At 48.9% G+C, this 18,152-nt stretch carries 16 protein-coding genes and 1 pseudogene; 14 read left to right on the top strand and 3 right to left on the bottom strand.

The annotated features are described in order from the left end of the window. The first annotated feature begins 280 nt into the window (after positions 1-280). From AC3Y2E_RS23875 to AC3Y2E_RS23860, 4 genes are all read left to right on the top strand, one after another. Positions 281-445 (top strand): hypothetical protein, encoded by a 165-nt coding sequence (locus tag AC3Y2E_RS23875; protein ID WP_379214843.1) that lies wholly within the window; start codon positions 281-283, stop codon positions 443-445. Between the two features lie 60 nt (positions 446-505). Next, on the top strand, positions 506-1,909 hold the full coding sequence (locus tag AC3Y2E_RS23870; RefSeq protein ID WP_379214841.1) for an MFS transporter: 1,404 nt from the start codon (positions 506-508) through the stop codon (positions 1,907-1,909). 247 nt (positions 1,910-2,156) lie between these two features. Next, positions 2,157-2,477: a c-type cytochrome gene (locus tag AC3Y2E_RS23865; RefSeq protein ID WP_379214838.1), complete on the top strand. Its 321-nt coding sequence runs from the start codon at positions 2,157-2,159 to the stop codon at positions 2,475-2,477. A gap of 102 nt (positions 2,478-2,579) precedes the next feature. Further along, positions 2,580-3,872, top strand: coding sequence for a hypothetical protein (locus AC3Y2E_RS23860; protein WP_379214836.1), 1,293 nt, complete (start codon positions 2,580-2,582; stop codon positions 3,870-3,872). A 22-nt stretch (positions 3,873-3,894) separates the two neighbouring features. Here the strand turns inward: AC3Y2E_RS23860 and AC3Y2E_RS23855 are convergent, their stop codons facing one another. Next, the gene (locus AC3Y2E_RS23855) at positions 3,895-4,530 is read right to left on the bottom strand and encodes an SCO family protein (RefSeq protein WP_379214834.1); all 636 of its coding nucleotides are present in this window, start codon (positions 4,528-4,530) and stop codon (positions 3,895-3,897) included. A 234-nt stretch (positions 4,531-4,764) separates the two neighbouring features. Here AC3Y2E_RS23855 and AC3Y2E_RS23850 point away from each other — a divergent pair, with 234 nt between their 5' ends. From AC3Y2E_RS23850 to AC3Y2E_RS23840, 3 genes are all read left to right on the top strand, one after another. Next, on the top strand, positions 4,765-5,088 hold the full coding sequence (locus AC3Y2E_RS23850; protein WP_379214832.1) for a hypothetical protein: 324 nt from the start codon (positions 4,765-4,767) through the stop codon (positions 5,086-5,088). Between the two features lie 213 nt (positions 5,089-5,301). Continuing rightward, the gene (locus tag AC3Y2E_RS23845) at positions 5,302-6,126 is read left to right on the top strand and encodes a sensor histidine kinase (protein WP_379214829.1); all 825 of its coding nucleotides are present in this window, start codon (positions 5,302-5,304) and stop codon (positions 6,124-6,126) included. A gap of 19 nt (positions 6,127-6,145) precedes the next feature. Then, on the top strand, positions 6,146-6,775 hold the full coding sequence (locus tag AC3Y2E_RS23840; protein WP_379214851.1) for a response regulator: 630 nt from the start codon (positions 6,146-6,148) through the stop codon (positions 6,773-6,775). Between the two features lie 237 nt (positions 6,776-7,012). On the opposite strand, the gene AC3Y2E_RS23835 is transcribed toward AC3Y2E_RS23840, so the two are convergent. Further along, positions 7,013-7,783, bottom strand: coding sequence for an ANT(4')-I family aminoglycoside nucleotidyltransferase (locus AC3Y2E_RS23835; protein ID WP_379214827.1), 771 nt, complete (start codon positions 7,781-7,783; stop codon positions 7,013-7,015). Positions 7,784-8,078: 295 nt separating this feature from the next. Between AC3Y2E_RS23835 and AC3Y2E_RS23830 the strand changes: the two genes are divergently transcribed. Then, complete coding sequence (locus tag AC3Y2E_RS23830; RefSeq protein WP_379214825.1) at positions 8,079-8,354, top strand: GerAB/ArcD/ProY family transporter; 276 nt, start codon at positions 8,079-8,081, stop codon at positions 8,352-8,354. A 1,006-nt stretch (positions 8,355-9,360) separates the two neighbouring features. Here the strand turns inward: AC3Y2E_RS23830 and AC3Y2E_RS23825 are convergent. Then, positions 9,361-9,792 carry a VOC family protein gene (locus tag AC3Y2E_RS23825; RefSeq protein WP_379214823.1) on the bottom strand — a complete coding sequence of 144 codons (432 nt, stop codon included), beginning with the start codon at positions 9,790-9,792 and terminating at the stop codon, positions 9,361-9,363. A 469-nt stretch (positions 9,793-10,261) separates the two neighbouring features. On the opposite strand from AC3Y2E_RS23825, the gene AC3Y2E_RS23820 reads away from it, so the two are divergent. From AC3Y2E_RS23820 to AC3Y2E_RS23795, 6 genes and pseudogenes are all read left to right on the top strand, one after another. Continuing rightward, entirely contained in the window at positions 10,262-11,239 is a 978-nt protein-coding gene (locus tag AC3Y2E_RS23820) for an ABC transporter substrate-binding protein (protein WP_379214821.1), read from the top strand. Further along, complete coding sequence (locus AC3Y2E_RS23815; RefSeq protein ID WP_379214819.1) at positions 11,229-12,245, top strand: FecCD family ABC transporter permease; 1,017 nt, start codon at positions 11,229-11,231, stop codon at positions 12,243-12,245. The genes AC3Y2E_RS23820 and AC3Y2E_RS23815 overlap by 11 nt, the downstream gene beginning before the upstream one ends. Next, positions 12,242-13,024, top strand: coding sequence for an ABC transporter ATP-binding protein (locus AC3Y2E_RS23810; protein ID WP_379214817.1), 783 nt, complete (start codon positions 12,242-12,244; stop codon positions 13,022-13,024). The genes AC3Y2E_RS23815 and AC3Y2E_RS23810 overlap by 4 nt, the downstream gene beginning before the upstream one ends. Before the next feature lie 280 nt (positions 13,025-13,304). After that, positions 13,305-14,768: pseudogene (locus tag AC3Y2E_RS23805) on the top strand (multicopper oxidase family protein). 618 nt (positions 14,769-15,386) lie between these two features. Further along, complete coding sequence (locus AC3Y2E_RS23800; RefSeq protein WP_379214815.1) at positions 15,387-16,763, top strand: extracellular solute-binding protein; 1,377 nt, start codon at positions 15,387-15,389, stop codon at positions 16,761-16,763. Positions 16,764-16,778: 15 nt separating this feature from the next. Next, entirely contained in the window at positions 16,779-18,113 is a 1,335-nt protein-coding gene (locus AC3Y2E_RS23795) for an ABC transporter substrate-binding protein (protein WP_379214812.1), read from the top strand. Positions 18,114-18,152 lie beyond the last annotated feature (39 nt).

Here is an 18,152-nt window from a genome sequence, read left to right as displayed (position 1 = left end):
TGCGATGGACCAACCCTACGGCTTCTCTTACACGGTAGCCGTGTGGGCTTGCTGGATATTGAATTTGAGCTTGGCGGAAGCGGTCATTCGAAGAAAATCGCTAGCCGGTTAGTATGCGAGCTGGTTTGCCCGGGATTATGCTGCATTTTGAAATTATAGTTCCAGAACTACCCGTTTCCCTTACAACGGCAAAGAGAGAAACAGATGTAAGATGGGGAGGTCCTTGTCCTATCTGCCTCAACGAATGCCGAAAGGCAATCTCAAATATAGGAGGATGCAGATGATGATAGAAGGATCTACGGAGAACTTGCGCTTGGCGGAATTATTTTATTCGGAAGTGTACGAAGCTTCTCATAACGGGCTTCTTGCCATCGTAACTGTCCAAAACGGCGTTTCGGCGTTTGTTGGTGGCTGTCTTTTTTGCGAACATGATGAGGGATCGTAATATAGAGTTGGTTTGTCAGGGAGACCTGGTCGCATCTATATAGAGATTGGAGAGTAGACTATGAGCCAGGATGATGCAGCATCACATAGATTTGAGAAATCGGCGTCGTCAAGTCGCCTTGTCCTCTCGCTATGTTTTGTACTTTTCTTTTCCGTTACGAACGCGACGATGTTTAACGTGGCTCTTCCTGACATAGCGTCCGATTTCAGTTTGAGCCATTCATCCGTCAGTTGGATTATCACCGGCTATTCGGTGTTGTATGCACTCGGATCGCTGTTGTACGGTAAGCTGGCGGACAAATATCCGCTTAAGCGGCTCATCACGATTGGCTTGCTTATGTTCGCAGCGGCTTCGGTCGTCGGCTATTTCGCCGATTCATACCCCCTCGTACTGCTAGCCCGCTTCGTACAGTCGGCAGGGGCGTCCTGTGTACCGGCGCTCGTTATGATTGTCCCGGTTCGCTTTTTCCCTCCGGATCAGCGGGGCAAAGTGATGGGCATCATTGCATCGACGATTGCTTTTTCCTCGGGTATTGGACCAATTCTAGGCGGAGTTGTTGCGGGTCGATACGGCTGGAACAGCCTGTTCCTCATTTCTCTCGCCGCTCCAATCATGCTGCCGCTGATCCGTAGGTCGCTTCCGCAAGAACAGGTTCGAGACGGCGAGAAGGTTGATTTGCTCGGAGCGTCTTTACTAGGTGTCGGCGTAACTGCCTTGATGCTTTCGGTCACAAAGTTCAATCTTTGGTGGCTGCTGGTCAGCGCGGTGCTTCTCACGCTGTTCTTCTTGCATTCGCGGAGAGCGCCCAATCCGTTCGTTCAGTTGTCATTGTTCCGTATATCCGGTTATGCAAACGGCCTGAGTATCGGGTTCATCAACTCTTTCATTGTCTATGGTGTTTTCCTGATGTCCCCACTCATGTTAAGAGGGTTGTATCATTTGAATGCCTCGACGATTGGGCTCGTCCTGTTTCCGGCTGCTATGTTAGCTGCGCTTCTCGGTAGAGTTGGAGGGCGGCTGGCCGATACCCGTGGAAGCCGATTTACTTTGTTCATCGCTCTGATCGCGCTTGCCGTAGGATTGTTGGGATTGTCCGCAGTGACCGGGTTGTCGCCATGGATCATCGTGCTTGTACTGCCGCTCGTCAACATCCCGTTCACCTTCTTGCAGGCAACTATTGCCAAAGTCGTTTCAACCGCGTTGCCGAAAGAACGGATAGGCGTCGGTATGGGCGTTTACAGTCTTGTAAACTTTCTCGCCGGCGCCATAAGCGGATCTGCGCTGACGAAAGCAATCGAGTTCGACTGGAGCATGTACAATATGACAGCGGTAGCTGATCCTTCGACCTTCGGAACCGTTTATATGGGATTAGCTTTTCTAACAGTCGTCAATCTTGTCTGGGTAGGGATGAAGGTGGAACGCCGTCAATCCACATCCATACCCGTCACGGAAAGCTTACGGTAGGGCAGAACCGATATTGGCATGTGCGACTATTGTGTCACGCAGTCGGAAAACTGTGTGGTCGACTTGCGCTTCTACATGTCGACCGAGGTGATCGAGAAAAGATCAAGAGTGGGCTGAGTACGATCCGGGCGCGATCGGGACGAAGTACCAGACGGAAGAGAGGATAATCAACCTATGCAGAGTCAAGAGGTAGATAAGCTGTGACGCAGACAGATTGAAAAGGTTGATGTAGAAGGGAGTTAAGGCGATGAGATTTCTGTGGCCCATATGGTTAATCGGTCTTTCTACGGCGTGTTGCTTAGCAGGCTGCGGGGGTGGTGAACAACCAAATGAGATGTCAGCCGAGCTCTCAATTCCAACTGTCTATAAACAGAATTGCATGTCATGCCACGGCAATCAGCTTCAAGGGCGAGTCGGACCTAACTTGCAAACGGTAGGAAGCCGATTGACCGAGGAAAAGCTGATTCAATTGATTAACGATGGAAAAGGAGGAATGCCGGCATACGGCAAACGCTTGAGCGAAGATGATATTGCATCCATTGCCGCATGGTTGGCGGAACAAAAATAAACGGAAATGGAACATAGAACGGCTGGCAGCGTATCGTGTCCCGTTATGAACGCTATCGCAGGCTAGTTTGATCATAGATAACAAGAGGGAGGAAGTACAAACATGCGCGTTTTGATCAGGCATTTGGCTACGGTCATGCTCTTGGCCGCAGCCTGCCTGGTTTTACTATTAACTCCAGGATGGGAGGTGCTCGCCTCTGGAAATGGACATATGCACGCCGAGACAGACGGAGAATGGGCGAACCTGCTCGGCAAACTAGAGAGATTGGCGGAAACAAGCGCTGCTATGACCCTCATAGGCATTGTTGTATTCCGCACCGTTCTTTTGCCCGCCGCAGGAGGATGGGCAACGTGGCCGACGATCGATCTGTTCGAGCGGACTGCGTCAGTTGTCACTCTCTATGCTCTGATCCTTGCTGGCTCCAACAACGTACTTACTTTTATGAAAGTGGCGGTTGCCATCGTATGGCTGCTTGCCGTTTGGGAAGCGATTCCACATCCTAAAATTTCAATGTTCGTTAAAGGTCTATGCGTGTTGGCCATTATTCCACTTTTGCATATAGAAGGTGCGGGAGTCATCTTGTCATTCCAAGAGATGATCGGTGTAGGGGTAGCAAGTGTCCATACAGCGTCAGGCGCAATTTGGTTTGGCGGTGGACTTTCGATTTATGGGTTGCTGTCTCGAAAGTCGGAGCTTCCGGTTTCGCAACTCAGACTGTTGCTTGCGCGATTCATGACATGGGCCGCTATCGCCTGTTGCGGGATTACAGTTTCAGGTCTGATCCGTCTATCGTTAGTTTCAGGGGTAGCGGCGGTATGGGGGAACGGGTCGAACCGTAATCTAATGCTTCTCAAGCTACTGTTAATCCTTGTAATCGTATGGGTTACAGTAGACGGTTACAGACGCTGGAAGCAAGCGGGGGATGATGAGAGATGCATGCGCTTTCGTTTCAAGCAAAGCCTACGTTTTTCATTAAGCTTGACAATGTTGGTGTTGCTGTTATCAGCTATGATCTCATCTCCCGCTCTAGGCGGAAGAGCATTGAAGGAGCCGGTTTATTGGCATGTGATGGGAGAGGAAGCGCATATGTCGCTTCGAATTCGCGAGAATAATAGCGGAAGGCAGCATGTCCGATTGGATATTTGGTTGCCGAGCGAGATGCGCGAACCCATATCGGCTGAGGTATCTCTTCATTGTGGCGAACAAGCGGTGGAAGTGCCCATTACTTATAAGAAAGGTGGCCCAGATCCTTATGGTTATGAAGGGTTTGATAAGTTTACTTACGAAGCTGATGGAAGCTTTATCTCCGAAAGCGGTGCATGGACGATGAAGGTAGTTGTAACCGATGGAGAGCGAAAGCGGATTGCCTACGAAAAAGTCGAAATGATCCCGTAATTGCGACAAGCAGCAGCAGGATCTACGAATCCCGCTGCTGCTCATCGAGCAAGGTTTTGATATCCGAGAGAATCTTTTCGTTCTCCATTTCTTCTCCCATCCTGTAGATATTGCGCACCCGCTGCTTGCTGTCAATCAGTAATAACGAAGTGACTGAATGGGCAAATAAGCCGTCGTCGAGAGGAACAATGGAAATATTATACTTGGTGGCGAGATCTATGACTTCTCCTTCTTCTCCCCGAAGCAATGTCCAACCGCTTTGGTCAATCCCCATTCGTTCGGCGTATTGTTGCAATACCTCTGGGGTGTCGTTAACCGGGTCGAATGTGATTGAAACGAAATTGACCTCATTCCCAAATAATCCTTGTTTTCGAAGCTCTGATTGGAGTGCAATCATATTGGCGGTTGTGGCGGGACAAATATCCGGACAACGAGTGAAGATGAAAGAAGTTATTCGCACCTTTCCATCAAAACGCGCTTGAGTGACGGTTTCCCCGTTTAAATCGAATAAAGAAAACGCAGGGGAATCCATCTTAACCGCAAGCGAGTTTTGGCGGAAATAGGATTGATACAACCAATATGCGACAACAATGATGAAAATAATCAACAGTGGAATCAGAAAAGGGTTCTTCGAAGATGGCTTTCGGACTTCGGTCATTTGTTGTTCCTCCCGCATACCAAGGTTTGGTTGATAACGTTCTTCATTTTACCTGATATGAGAGACGCTTTCTATGACTCCTTAGGGCCACTGTGGCGACAAGTTGACATAAGTATGTCGATGTCATCTGCCACGATGCTGAGGCCGTATACGTTCTGGCACAATATAACAAAGGGTAACAAAGGGAGGCAATAGAAGTGGCAGAAAGTCTGAGTTCGATGGGGAGGTTTCACAGTGATTAAACTAAGAATATGGGGGTTAAGCGCAGGAACGATGATTCTTCTCTTGTTTGTGTTCCTTGTTCCCCTGCCTTTTCAACCGCCGGGCAATACAAGGATGATCCTTGACCACACGCATAAAGTGTATGTGGCTCCACCATGTTTTAATGGTGCGGTTTTGACCAATTATTTAACGGAAACAACCTGGAACAAAGTTATAGAAAAAGGCTACCGGCCCGAGTCTGCTTGCACCGCCGAGAAGATGGAACCAGTCGCTCGTACGATGTGGAACAAAGTTTGGGAATTGGCAGGATTCATTCCCTCTCCTTGGGCGTGGTAAACATTTGCGATGTTTTTCACGCGCATGCTGTTCTTTGTTAATAATCAATGTGAGGGAAGATTGAATTGATTCATGGTCAGGCAGCCTCCGCTCCTGTAAGATCATCATTTAATTAACACGAAGTCGAGCACAGTAGCCATTTGGAGTCATACCTGTTTGGTTTGTTTCGAGGTAAAATAAATGATACGAACTTACCTGGGGAGGAGACTAAGCTTGACATACAAACAAATCAAATGGCTAATTCTGATCATCCCTACTTTAACCATTGGCATATGGGAATATGTAAGGCACGAGTTTCTTCTACCTTATATTTCCATGGAGCTCGGAAACTGGCTTGCGCCTGTATTTGTGTTATTAGTTACCTTGCTGTTCCTGACACAGTTGTTCACGATGATCGAGCATAATCAGGAAGAACTGAATCGGGCGAAAGCTATGCAAGCTGTTCTGGAGGAACGTGAAAAGATTGCTCGGGAGTTGCATGATGGCATCGCACAATCATTATTTTTCTTAAGTGCCCAGGTATCGCGTATGGAACGGATGAAGCAGACAGAGGAATTGCCCATTGACAAGCTGAGGGAAAGCGTGCGCCACACCAACGATTACGTAAGACAAGCCATAGCGAATTTGCGGCAAGCGGCCGATGTGGACAGAAATCCGTGGCTGCAGGGGGTGGAGAGCTTAATTGACGAGCTGCGCTGCGAAAGCGATTTACAATTTGATACGAAATGGGATATTCCGGAGGCTGTACTCTCCTCTAAAGATAAAGTGGAACTATTGGCGATTATTCGGGAGGCACTGCTCAATATTCACAAACATGCGGAGGCCACCCTTGTTCGATTACAAGCGCTGACTACAAAGACGGGATGGACTTGTCAGATCGCGGATAACGGGAAAGGCTTTGATCCCGAGACAGCGGTTGGAGGAAAACGCTATGGTCTTAAAATGATGCGGGATCGCGCAAACAATATGTCCTGGCTGTTTCATATCGAAAGGAAAGATGGAGAAACGAGGGTTACGATTGTAAAGGAGGCAAAGTGAAGTGTCAACATTCCGTGTAATGATTATAGACGACAGTGAAATAGCCAGGGAAGGGATTCGTATGATTCTGGAGAGCGACCCAGCTTTTGAAGTGGTGACGGAGGGGAGCAGCGGCGAAGAGGCGCTCGCTCTTAGCGAAGTGTGGATGCCCGATATGATCCTGATGGATATTCAAATGCCGGGAATGGGCGGGCTGGAGGCGACCAAACGCCTGAAGGAAAAGTACCCGTATGTCAAAGTGGTCATGGTAACGGTCTCGGACGATATTGCGCACCTATTCGATGCCCTGAAAAAGGGTGCTCAAGGTTATTTACTGAAGAATCTGAAGCCGGACGCATGGCACGAATACTTGAAAGCGATTGCGATCGATGAGGCGCCGATGACACGTGAGCTCGCATTTCGCATCTTGAAAGAATTGTCTCCTATGAGCGCCAACAAGGCGCAGGCCAGTCCACTAACCAACCGGGAACGTGAAATATTAGGGCTTGTCGCCAAAGGCCTAAGCAACAAGGATATTTCGAGCAAGTTAGACATTTCCGAGCATACTGTAAAAAACCATTTGAAAAATATACTTCATAAGCTCCATATGGAAAACAGAGTTCAGCTTGCGCGTTATGCCTACGAGCAAGGCTGGATGAGTAAGCGTTAGCATAATGTGGATATACTTTTTCTGGTTGCTGGGCTGAGGGGTGGCATACAGTTCTAGAACCTGTGAACATTGTGGCTGCTTTCGGGAACTGCACTGCTTTTAGCGAAGCGGGCAACGTTCAGCCCAACAACGGAGGATTCGATTCTCTCGATGGCCTCGCAAGTTAAAGACCCCAAACTAATGGGGTCTTTGGTCTATAATATCTTATATGTTATTGAAAGTGCCGAATTTACCGGGTCAAAAAGGAATTCGTTTTGTGCTTATTACGTAGTCGTGTTGAGCCGCCCAATTCACAAGACCACTCCAGAATTTTTCACAAGCCGAAACAATTTTTAAAGGCTCTCCAAGCTGTCCTGACATGACCATTCGAGCAACAGTGTCAAATCCGTTTGGACGACTTGGCTGTTCTAGTGACTCTGGTAGAACCATTGAGCCAGTCGAGTAAAGTTTTTGATTGTGTAACCCGATTAACATAGCTCCGTATTGGGCAAACTCCATTGCTAAATACGGCAAGTAGGTATGTTGGCCATTATGACTGATATTTCTTAGTTTCCCGATGAACTCGTACATTTCCCCTACAAGGACTTCATTAATCGCACGACTGAAATCCTCTTTAGTCGGTGATTCGGCGGCTTTCCTTAATGTTGGAAAAAAGTTGTTAGGATCGTATAGACTGAGTGGAGAAAAGAACGGACCGTGCGTCAACGGCCATTCCCCCTCAACAGTAGACGCGGTTTCAAGAAGAACGTCCGCACTGCAGACGTTCACTTCAGCTTTCCAAGGCCCGGCAGACCATTCATAGCTATATTCGATTGATTCGCTTGACTCGACTAACGCGCAAAACATCTCAATGTCAGAGAAGGGGCCGTCTGCACCCCGGGAAATAGAACCGTAAACCCCGATGGCAAGAATTTTATCTCGGTATACCTCGTGCAATCTCGAAGCAATTTCATGGCAGGTTTCAAGTCTTTCGTTTCGAGAAATATTTCCAGGTCCATTCATGTGCATTAGTGTACATCTCCTTTTTATATTTAGGATAAATATTCACTAACGCATGAATGGTGGACCTCGGGCTTAACGGGGTACTTTTTTTGGATGCATGTGATTTCCTCCCGCGGTTTAATGTAAATATTATACAATTAATACTCTGTTATCGCAAGAATTTATATAATGCAGAGTTCCTGATGCAGAGATCCTGGTAGTCTCTAAATCCCAAGGTATTCTGGATAACTCCGATAAAGATTCTATAGTTTCAGTCAGTATTGGGATCGTCCATACTGCTGATGCTTCGATCACGACTCAATTGGCGGGAAAAGCGTTGCAGTTGCTGTTTCTCTTGTTCAGTTGCATATTCTACATAGTTCGCGATTACGGCGAGTTTATCGTCTTGAATTATTATTTCCAAACTCCTGTCGTTATCATGTTGGGCAGCATGATCCTGCTATGCATCTGGGCAGTCCGGAAAGGGATCGATGTACTGGCCAGGTGCGTCCAATTGTTCGTTCCTGCCATTACTCTTTCGTGGTGGACGGATGGTTTTGCCCGCTGTTTCTATACGTTTATTTGCTTCCCCGAGTAAAAGACAAACGGGCGGAGAAGCGATGGGGGTACTGGAGCGTAGCTGCGATCGGAGTCGTCGGAACCCGCTTCCGTATGCTGACATGCTAACGACTTTCTTCGTATGATTGCTTCCGCCAACTCAAATTCAGGATCCAGCAAGCCCACACGGTCTTCCTTACCCCCTTATGAGCAGAAGTCGTGTTCGGATTCGTTTCATCAAAATAGATTCCGAACGGTATCATTAATAAGTTATGCGAATGAAATTTTCTGCATCAATAGCTAAATTGGGTTATTTTCATGCGTAATCTAGCGATTCTGTGAACTAGAGTGTCCAGTGTTGACGGTGAGGAAACGCTTTGTTACGATACTGATATCGAACGGTATCTAAAGCCGAACGATAATTACAATATCAGGATTGTGAGGTGCAGGTCATGATCAAAGAAATAGCGGGAATCGTTTTGCCTGACACGAAGCTGGCGAGAGAAGCGACTGAGCTAGTTCGAGAAGCATCCCCAGCTTTCATTTTCAATCATGTTCTTCGGAGCTACCTGTTTGGCGCGTCGATTGGAAATCGGATGAACAAAAATACGACGCGGAGTTACTGTATCTATCCGCCATCATGTATGACCTCGGCGTGGTTGAACGTTATATCGGGCAAGCTAGATTTGAGATCGACGGCGCGGACGCCGCTTCTGACTTGACCAAACATCGATATCCGGCCGAGTGTTAACAGGTCGGCGAACCATCTATTCCTTGTGCATTCTGCGTCGTTCGATTCGTTCCAGAAGCCAAGCTAACTCCTAAGGCTTAGTTAATGCTCGCGTGCAAGCATCGCACAGTTGTTACGCGATGACGGCGACCTGCTTAATGAGTTTAAGAGAGGCCATTCGATCAGCGACGTCTGCGGTGAATGCCGCAGCGGGAAACTCCGGATCGGCGCGATCAATCCGGAGAGACACTGGGCGAGCTCCATTCAAAAGCAGTGTTTAAAGTGAGGGCTTAATCATCTCACCGCTCACGCACCGTTAATCCCATAACTTCTCATGATACTGATCGCTGTATTCGGAGGAAGGAGGAATGATCTTGATAACGTCGATCAATACCCCGTTCGGATCGCTCGTGATGAAATGCCGTTGTCCGAAGGCTTCGTTCCGGAGCTCGAGCCGTAAGGGGAGTTTCTCGCAAACTATCAGCCTCTCGTATTCCGCGTCGACGTCGTTTACTTCGAAATTTAGGATAAGCCCCCTAACAGAATTGCGATAAGCTTCTGGCACGGTGGGATGCCCCGCTTCGAGAACCGCCAATTCGAACGCGGTTTGATCCTCTTTAGTCAACCGCAGGCTTACGTACCAATCCGCTTCGAATACTGTTTCAAATCCGAACAGCTTTCGGTAAAACTCTGCGGTTGTCGCCACCTGTTCGGTCATTATGACTGGGTAGAAACTTGCTGTTTTCATTGTTAATCACTCCTTTCAGTGAATACTTGCATTTTTACATACAAACAGTATGTATGTCAATAGGGTTATGAGGTCCAGTGCCCGTCAGAATTGCTAAAAAAGGGGTGAGTTGGTTGGTTCAATGAAAAAAATATACTAGGAGTTGAGGAGCAACAGCCTCTTTTCGACTCGATCAACAGTGAGGCCGTTGCGATTTCTATTAACAACAGTTTATAGTCTTCCATGCCTCCGATTTGGAAGGTAGAGTTCGAAACAAGCTTAATGGGAGCGAAGTTAGCATCTCGAAGGAGCAGATCTCTGGAAAAATCGCGGAAGGCAGGAGCAAGAGCGTTCTCGAACTAGTTGACCAAGGAAGATATTAACTCACTGGCCGTATGGCTGGATCAATTGGAGACGCCGACATAGTCGTCCTAAAGTTCGAATGTTATTCAATCATATCAAAACGAAGCGAGAAAGAAGGAACTGAACATTGAACCGTAAAATCTCTATCACGTTGATGAGCCTCATCTTCGTTCTGACACTGCTGGGATGTAACTCGAACTCCAGTACGAATGATATCCATAATCATGATAGCGCCGCGAATACGGGCGATGCGGAAGAGCCGTACTTGACCTTTACTGACGACATCGGAAAGAAAGTCGTCCTGCCGTCGAAGCCCAAACGGATAGTTATTCTGAATGAGTCGCTGGAATTGTTCTACCAACTTGGGGGCCAAGTGGTCGGTAGAGCGACCGCACCTGACGTTACCGTACCGGAGGGAGCCAAGACTGCCGTAGACGTCGGGCAGATCAATCAGGTAAGTTTGGAAAAAATCACAAGCCTGGAACCGGATCTAGTGATCGGGCATCCATTCTTTCATACACATTTGATTGACGCACTTGCAGTCGGGAATATTCCGTTAGCCTTTCTTAAAATAGAAAGTTACGACGATTTTATAAACAAGGGTAAGCTGCTCGGGAGTATTATCGGAAACGTAACGGAGACCGAAAAAGCGCTGAGAGAGACTGACGAGAGAATCCAGAGAGTAGTCCAAAAAGTGCCCGACCGTTCGCCTACGTTTGCTATTCTTACGATTATGCCCATGGGGATATCGATCGTAACTAGTGACAGCCTTGCGCTTGACATCGCCGAACGACTGAAAATGAAGAATGCGGCAATGATTAAGCCGTCTGGGAACATTCCTGGCTCCGTTCCTTACAGCGTCGAAAAGTTAATTGAAACGGATCCGGATTACTTGTTCATCAGCGTGCACGGTACCGAGCAGTTCGGCCAGAAGAAGCTTAAAAGCGATCTTGAGAGCAACCCGGCTTGGGCTTCACTTCGGGCTGTCAAGGATGGCAGGATGGCGTTTCTAACATCGGATTTTGTTAATCCAGCCGGGTTGAATGTCGATCGGACGTTCCAACATATGGCCAAGCTGGTTTACCCGGAGATCTATGGAAACTAAAGCGATATCGAACTTAAGAACATCCTTGCCATGGCGGATGACTGTATTCTCTATACTCGCGCTAATAGCCTTAGTGGGTATCGTCTTCAGCATCGTCAGCGGCGCGGTCCATGTCGGCTTAACGGATATTTACCGTGTATTTACGGGCGATCTACAGAGCTCCGTTCATGCGATCATATGGAATGTCCGACTGCCCCGAACGCTAATCGCCGCTCTCGTAGGCATTAACCTTTCGCTGGCAGGCGCTTTATTGCAGGGTGTCATGAGAAATTCGATGGCGGATCCGCACATTATTGGCGTTTCTTCGGGCGCGGGTTTATTCGGAATCGCCACGCTTGTCATGTTCCCTGCATATTCCTATTTAATGACACCAATAGCGTTTGTTGGGGCGATGGTCGCATGCATGATTGTTTATGCACTCGCCTGGCAAAACGGCGTCAGTCCAGGCCGTCTCATTTTGGCCGGGGTAGCCGTCTCCGCATTTTTCAGTTCGGGCATCTCGGGGTTGCTCGTATTTTACAGCGATCGAGTGGACGGAGCATTGCTTTTTATGGTCGGAGGGCTTTCGGCAAAGAGTTGGCCGCATCTTCAGTTGTTGCTGCCTTACACGATAGTAGGCGTTATGTTCGCGCTGATGGGCGCACAGCGTATAAACATCTTGGCGCTCGGTGATTCGGATGCGAAAGGAATAGGTTTGAATGTCCAGAGAATGAGATTTGGTGTTACAGCTGCAGCAGCCCTTCTATCTGCAAGCGCAGTCAGCGTGGTGGGTCTGCTAGCTTTTGTCGGCCTTGTTGTCCCCCATGCCGCAAGACTGCTCGTCGGCAACGATTACCGGCTGCTGCTACCGGCTACCATGCTGCTTGGCATCGCCGTGCTAACCATTTTCGACACGATTTCTCGAATTGTATTTGCACCAGTAGAGCTGCCCGTCGGGATTATTATGGGAGCGGTCGGCGCTCCATTATTTCTGTATTTGCTGAGAAAGCGGGGAAACAAGGAATGATTCATGCTGAACATCTCGTTGCCCGGTATTACGGAAATAAAGTGATGGACGATGTGAGCATCGGGTTCGAACCGGGGCTCGTTCATAGTATTCTCGGTCCAAACGGCTGCGGGAAAAGCACGTTGTTGAAGGTACTCTCCCGGCAACTGCAAGTGGAGAATGGAGTAGTTTACGTAGACGGGAAAGATGCCAAAGAGTGGGGGATGAAGCCGTTTGCCCGGCAGTTGGCTATGCTTGCGCAGTCCCAGGAACGGTTGACGGATATTAGCGTATATGATCTTGTTTCGTACGGGCGCTTTCCGCACAAAGGCTTCATGCAAAGGCTGGACGAAGGTGATCGTCAAGTAGTTGATTGGGCGCTTCAGTTAACTGGGATGAGTGCCTTATCAACCAGAAGCGTGCAGGAATTATCGGGCGGTGAGCGTCAACGGGCCCGCATCGCCATGGCAGTCGCCCAGCAACCCAAGGTACTGCTGTTGGATGAGCCAACAACCTATTTGGATATTTGTCATCAACTCGAAATTATGGAACTCGTTGCCCATTTAAATCGTGTTGAGCAAATGACGATCATTATGGTGCTACACGAATTGAATCATGCCGCAGCATTTTCCGATTGCATTACAGTCATGAGGCGGGGCACCATATATGCCCAGGGACAACCTAGCGAGGTGATTTGCCCGAAAATGCTGCGGGATGTATTTCAGGTGGACGCCTTCGTAGAACAGGAAGAAGAAAGTGGTTGTCCGGTAATTAAAAGGATGAAACTATTGACGAATTAGTGGAATGCACTAGATGGCGATATTGTTGGAGTACAAGCGGAAATGCGTAATCAAACAGTTCTATGCGAATCAAATTGATTTTTTCCTCCAATGTTTCTGACGACGGTGAACGTTAATGAAGCGGGATATGGATAATTCTATTATATCGGTTTTGGGCGAACATCTTGGTGCTCCAGCATCGGGCGTTATTTCTGTTGCCGGCATCGTTATACAGAGGGGATTGCAGATTGGCTGGATTCGCCATGTCGATTTATAAAAATGAGTGAAAGGTGAAATCCCGATGAAACGTTGCTTTCAACTAATGCCGTTCTTGTTACTGTTCCTGGCATTCAGTTTGGGCGGATGCTCGGACGATACAATGGATGTCAGAGCACTTGAGTATAAGAATCCTATGAAAATTCCGCCCATCCTTGAACCGACAATTGATAACTATGGCAAGAAGCACTTTACCTTGACGATGCAGTCTGGCACAACCGAATTCTTTGAGGGGAAGGATACACCGACATGGGGGATCAACGGCTCCTATTTGGGACCGACGATCCGTGTCTCACGCGGAGATCAAGTTTCATTCGAGGTGAAGAACAACCTGAAAGAAACCTCCACCTTGCACTGGCACGGAATGAGATTGCCCGCGGAGATGGATGGTGGCCCTCACCAAATGATTGAGGCGAGTGAGACCTGGAACCCTTACTGGACAATCGAGCAGTCAGCAGCGACTACATGGTATCATCCTCATTTACACGAAAAGACTGCATTGCATGTATACCGCGGAATTGCAGGATTGTTTTTGATCGAAGATGAGGAATCTCTTAAGCTGCCTTCCCAGTACGGGGTGAATGACATCCCGATTATCATTCAAGATAAGCTTTTCAACAGTGACGGTTCTCTAAGCGAAAAGGTGGACATGGATCCGTTTGGTTTATTGGGCAATCAGATCTTGATTAACGGCACACACGATCCATATTTGAAGATCGCTTCAAGGCAAATCCGATTTAGGTTGCTGAATGGTTCAAATGCCAGAGGCTATACAATCGGCTTTTCGGATAATCGATCATTTCAAATAATCGGTAATGATTCAGGCCTTCTACCCGAGCCGGTCTATGTAGATCGTTTGATATTAAGTCCAGGCGAACGTGCGGAGGTCGTTGTCGAATTCAAACCTGGCGAGGAAACGATCCTGCGCAGCTTCAAAGGGGGAGATGGCATACTAAGCGGAGAGTTTGAATTGGTTAAGATGATCGCAGGTCAACATCTAACCGATTCTCCGCCACTACCCAAACAACTTACCAAGGAGCCGCTAATTGAAGTGCCGAATCGAGCGGATGTACGTAAATTTTTATTGACAACCCAATCGGCAATCAATGGCAAGAAGATGGATATGTATCGCATCGATCAGGTCATTCCAGCAGGTGCGCGGGAGATGTGGGTGATTACGAATAAAGGATGGGACCATAACTTTCATATTCACGATGCCGCCTTCACGATTTTGGATAAGGACGGGAAAGATCCGCCGTTGTATGAATGAGGGAGAAAAGATACGGTTTTTATCCCAAAAGGAACCACCGTTAGACTAGCAGTTGATTTCGGAATCTATCCCGACCCCGACACGCCTTACATGTATCACTGTCATCTGCTTTATCATGAAGATAGCGGAATGATGGGTCAATTTGTCATTGTCGAGCCGGGAACCGAGACCCAGGTATCGAGGAGGCTTCCCAAAGGGAACAACGATCACGGACACTAAAAATCCCTGAATATAGTCGAATCCAATGGAGGAGCAATTGGAAGCGAGATCGACAACATATAGGAAGCAAAGTAACCATGAAGGAGTGCCATTTCGTTTCATAATGCCGGATTGAGTAAGCAGCAGAAAGAAGTCCAATCGATCCCACAGGCTCTTCAGGATGCGGTGTCCACGTCAATGGACCGTCAGGGTGATTTCCCCTGACGGTTATTCTTATCAGGGAGGAGCTGCGCTGAGCGGGAAAACGAAGCGAGATCTGTCAAGGAGCGGCTATTTCGTAATGCAAGTCCAATTACCAGGGAAAAAAAGAAAGAAGAAGGAATGCGGATAAAAGGAGCAAGGGGCAGCACGGCATGGAGCATTCTTCCAGTAATGTGACTCGTAAAATTACAAGTTGTTTTTTATTTAACTCGTTAAATAACAATTGACAGCGCTTTACTTCCCTTATACACTCGAATCATAGAGAAAATCTTACAGAAAAACCATATTGTGACTCATAAAATAATTAATTTTATGAGTCGGCATAAAATGCGCAGGAACTCCTGTGAAAGCGGAGGTGATCGCAGGCTGAGCTGAAGCGAATCGATGGTTGACTATACAGAGCCGGGGTGCATCACGTTGAGAAAAAGACCGACCAAGGAACAATTCGGACAACAGCTGGAACAGTTCGCAAAGGAATTGCGTGAAGAAATGATAACGGGAAAGTGGGCTCCCGGAAGCTTCCTGCCGCCGGAGAAATCGCTGGAAATCCGGTTCGGGCTGAGCAATCACTCGATCCGGCTCGGGCTGGAGCAGCTGGTGCAGGAAGGGTGGATCGAGAAAATTCCGAGTGTAGGGAACCGGGTCGTCGCCGACCGCCCTCCTGTCCATCTGACGGTGGCCTGCAACCACGTCATGCTGCGGAATTTGAAGTTAGCCGGGCTGATTGAGCAATTTCGGCGTTTGTATCCGTGGATAACGGTGGAAGTCCGGTCCTGGAGCGGTTCGGTCCCCGGAGTGGATCTGACGGAGCGCGTGCTCACGGACGATCTGGCCCTGATGGATAACGTTCAGTTTCAGCAGCTATTGGAGCGCAAGCTCACTCACGTCTTCGAACCTTTTGCGGGCTCCTATGATTTATATCCGCAATTCTCAGCGCATTTCAGCGCGGAAGACCGGCTGCTGCTGCTGCCGATCGTATTGTCGCCGCTCGTGCTTTGCTACAATAAAGCGCATTTCCGGGAAAGCGGCTTGGCGGAGCCGAACGGCAGCTGGACCTGGGACGATCTGATCCGGCATGCGGAGTTGCTGTACGACGGCAGGGGGCGGTACGGGTTCGCCTTCCATATCCAATCGATGTACAGGTGGCCGCTGTTTCTGATGCAGAGCGGCGAGCGGTTCGAGTGGGACGGGGCGCAGCTCAGGGATATACGCCGCTCCCGGCTGCTGGACGGCTTGAAGCGGTGCAAAGACATTTTGCATAACCGGAAGGCGGTCCCGCTATATTTATCGGAAAACAACGACGATATCGACCGGATGTTCATGGAAGGGAAGCTGTCCATGGCGCTAAACACTTACATGGGCTTGAACGGCTGGACCGAGAGGCAGATCGAATACGATATATCGCCGGTCCCTTATATGGACAGTCTGAGAACGCTTCTGATTACGCTTGGGGTTGGGGTAAACGGCAGTTCCGCGCACAAAGCGGAGGCGAAGCTGTTCGCGGATTATCTGGCATCGCCGGAGGCGCAGTCTTACATGTATCAGCACACGCTGAGCGTGCCCGGGCTGGCGACTTTGCCGATGAAGCAGACGGAACGGTCGGTTTATTCCCCGGACCGGTATATGCTGTTCCGCGAAACGATGGGGTCGTTTCGAACGCATGCGGAGCTGAACATCTCGTCCGCCGCTTTTGTATCGCTGGCCAATCTGCTGAAGCCCTACTGGGCGAATATGATCGATGAGGACGAGTTGTGCGACAGGTTAAGCGAAGCACTGCGAACGGAAGCTTATTGAATGGAGGAGAAGAAAATGGGAGTCCGAAAAAAGTTTGCTTGGCTTGCGGCAGTTTTAGTAGTAGGTTGCTCCAGTTTAATTGTAAGCGCTTGCTCAAGTGGTTCCAAGGGGGACCCTGCTGCCGCTGACCCGACTGTAAGCAAGCCGCCAGAGAAAAAAGAGCCGGTGGAGCTTGTGTTTTACTCCCAGGTTCCGGACTACGACGAGTCGTTCATGGAGACGTTCGGAAACAAAATCCAGGCCAAGTTCCCTCATATGACCGTCAAACATCTGAAGGCAGGGAGCAATAAGATTGACAGTCTGATTACGAATGGCGATACGATCGATGTCATGTTCATGTCGATCGGCCAGGCCGATACACTCATTCAGTACGGTTTGCAGAACGATATTTCGGATATGATCTCCAGTCAAAAATTCGATCTGAACCGGCTGGAGACGACGGCGGTCGAGCTGCAGCGCTCCTTCGCAAGCGGCGGCATGTACGGGCTGCCGGTATTTACGAATACGCTGGGGCTGTTCTACAACAAAGACCTGTTCGCCAAATTCGGCGTAACCCCGCCGAAGGACGGCATGAACTGGGACGAAGTGTATGATCTGGCGAAACGGATGTCCCGCACGGACGGGGGGGTCCAATATTACGGTCTCGCGATGTCGTCGTCGGCGAACTTCGCCTTGAACCAGTTCGGCGCTTCGTATATCGATCCGAAAACGAGGAAGGCGGCCTTTACGTCCGAGCCGTTCCGGAAAACGATGGAGCTGCTGGCGGGCGTCTCGAATATTCCGGGCAATGGACTGACCGCGCAAAACTGGGCGCTGGGCAATCAACAAAAGCTGTTCCCGGAAGGCAAGGCGGCGATGTTCCTGCATTTCGTCGTGTACGGACTGTCGTTTTACAAAGATACGCTGAACTGGGACGTTGTCTCGTATCCGCAGCTCAAGGATAAGCCGGGCATGGGCGCGCAGACGTATCCGACTTATTTCTACGTCACCAAAACGAGCAAGCATAAGGAGCAGGCTTTCGAGGCGATCGCTTATTTGACGTCGGAGGAGTTCCAAAATCATCTGGCCCGCAAAGGGATGCTGCCTGTGCTCAAAAACCGTGTGGCCGGGATGGCCGAGTTCGGTCAAGAGGTGCCCTATCTGAAAGACAAAAACGTAAAGGCGCTGCTTCCGGAGAAGTTCGCTCCTTCGCAATTTACGTCCGTGGATGTGGTGAGGTCGCAATCTCCGGGCCATACGTTCTTTTTCAATGCGTACCAGAAAGCCGTTCTAGGGCTGGAGGATATGAACACGGCTCTGCGGAGCGAGGGGGAGAAGCTCGATCAGAAGCTGGCGGAGCTGTTCAAGTAACGCGATCGGTCTGCACTACCGCACTTTCCTAAATTAGGA

It is taken from the genome of Paenibacillus sp. MAH-35 (assembly GCF_058135425.1).
This window is presented reverse-complemented; position numbering and strand designations above follow the sequence as displayed.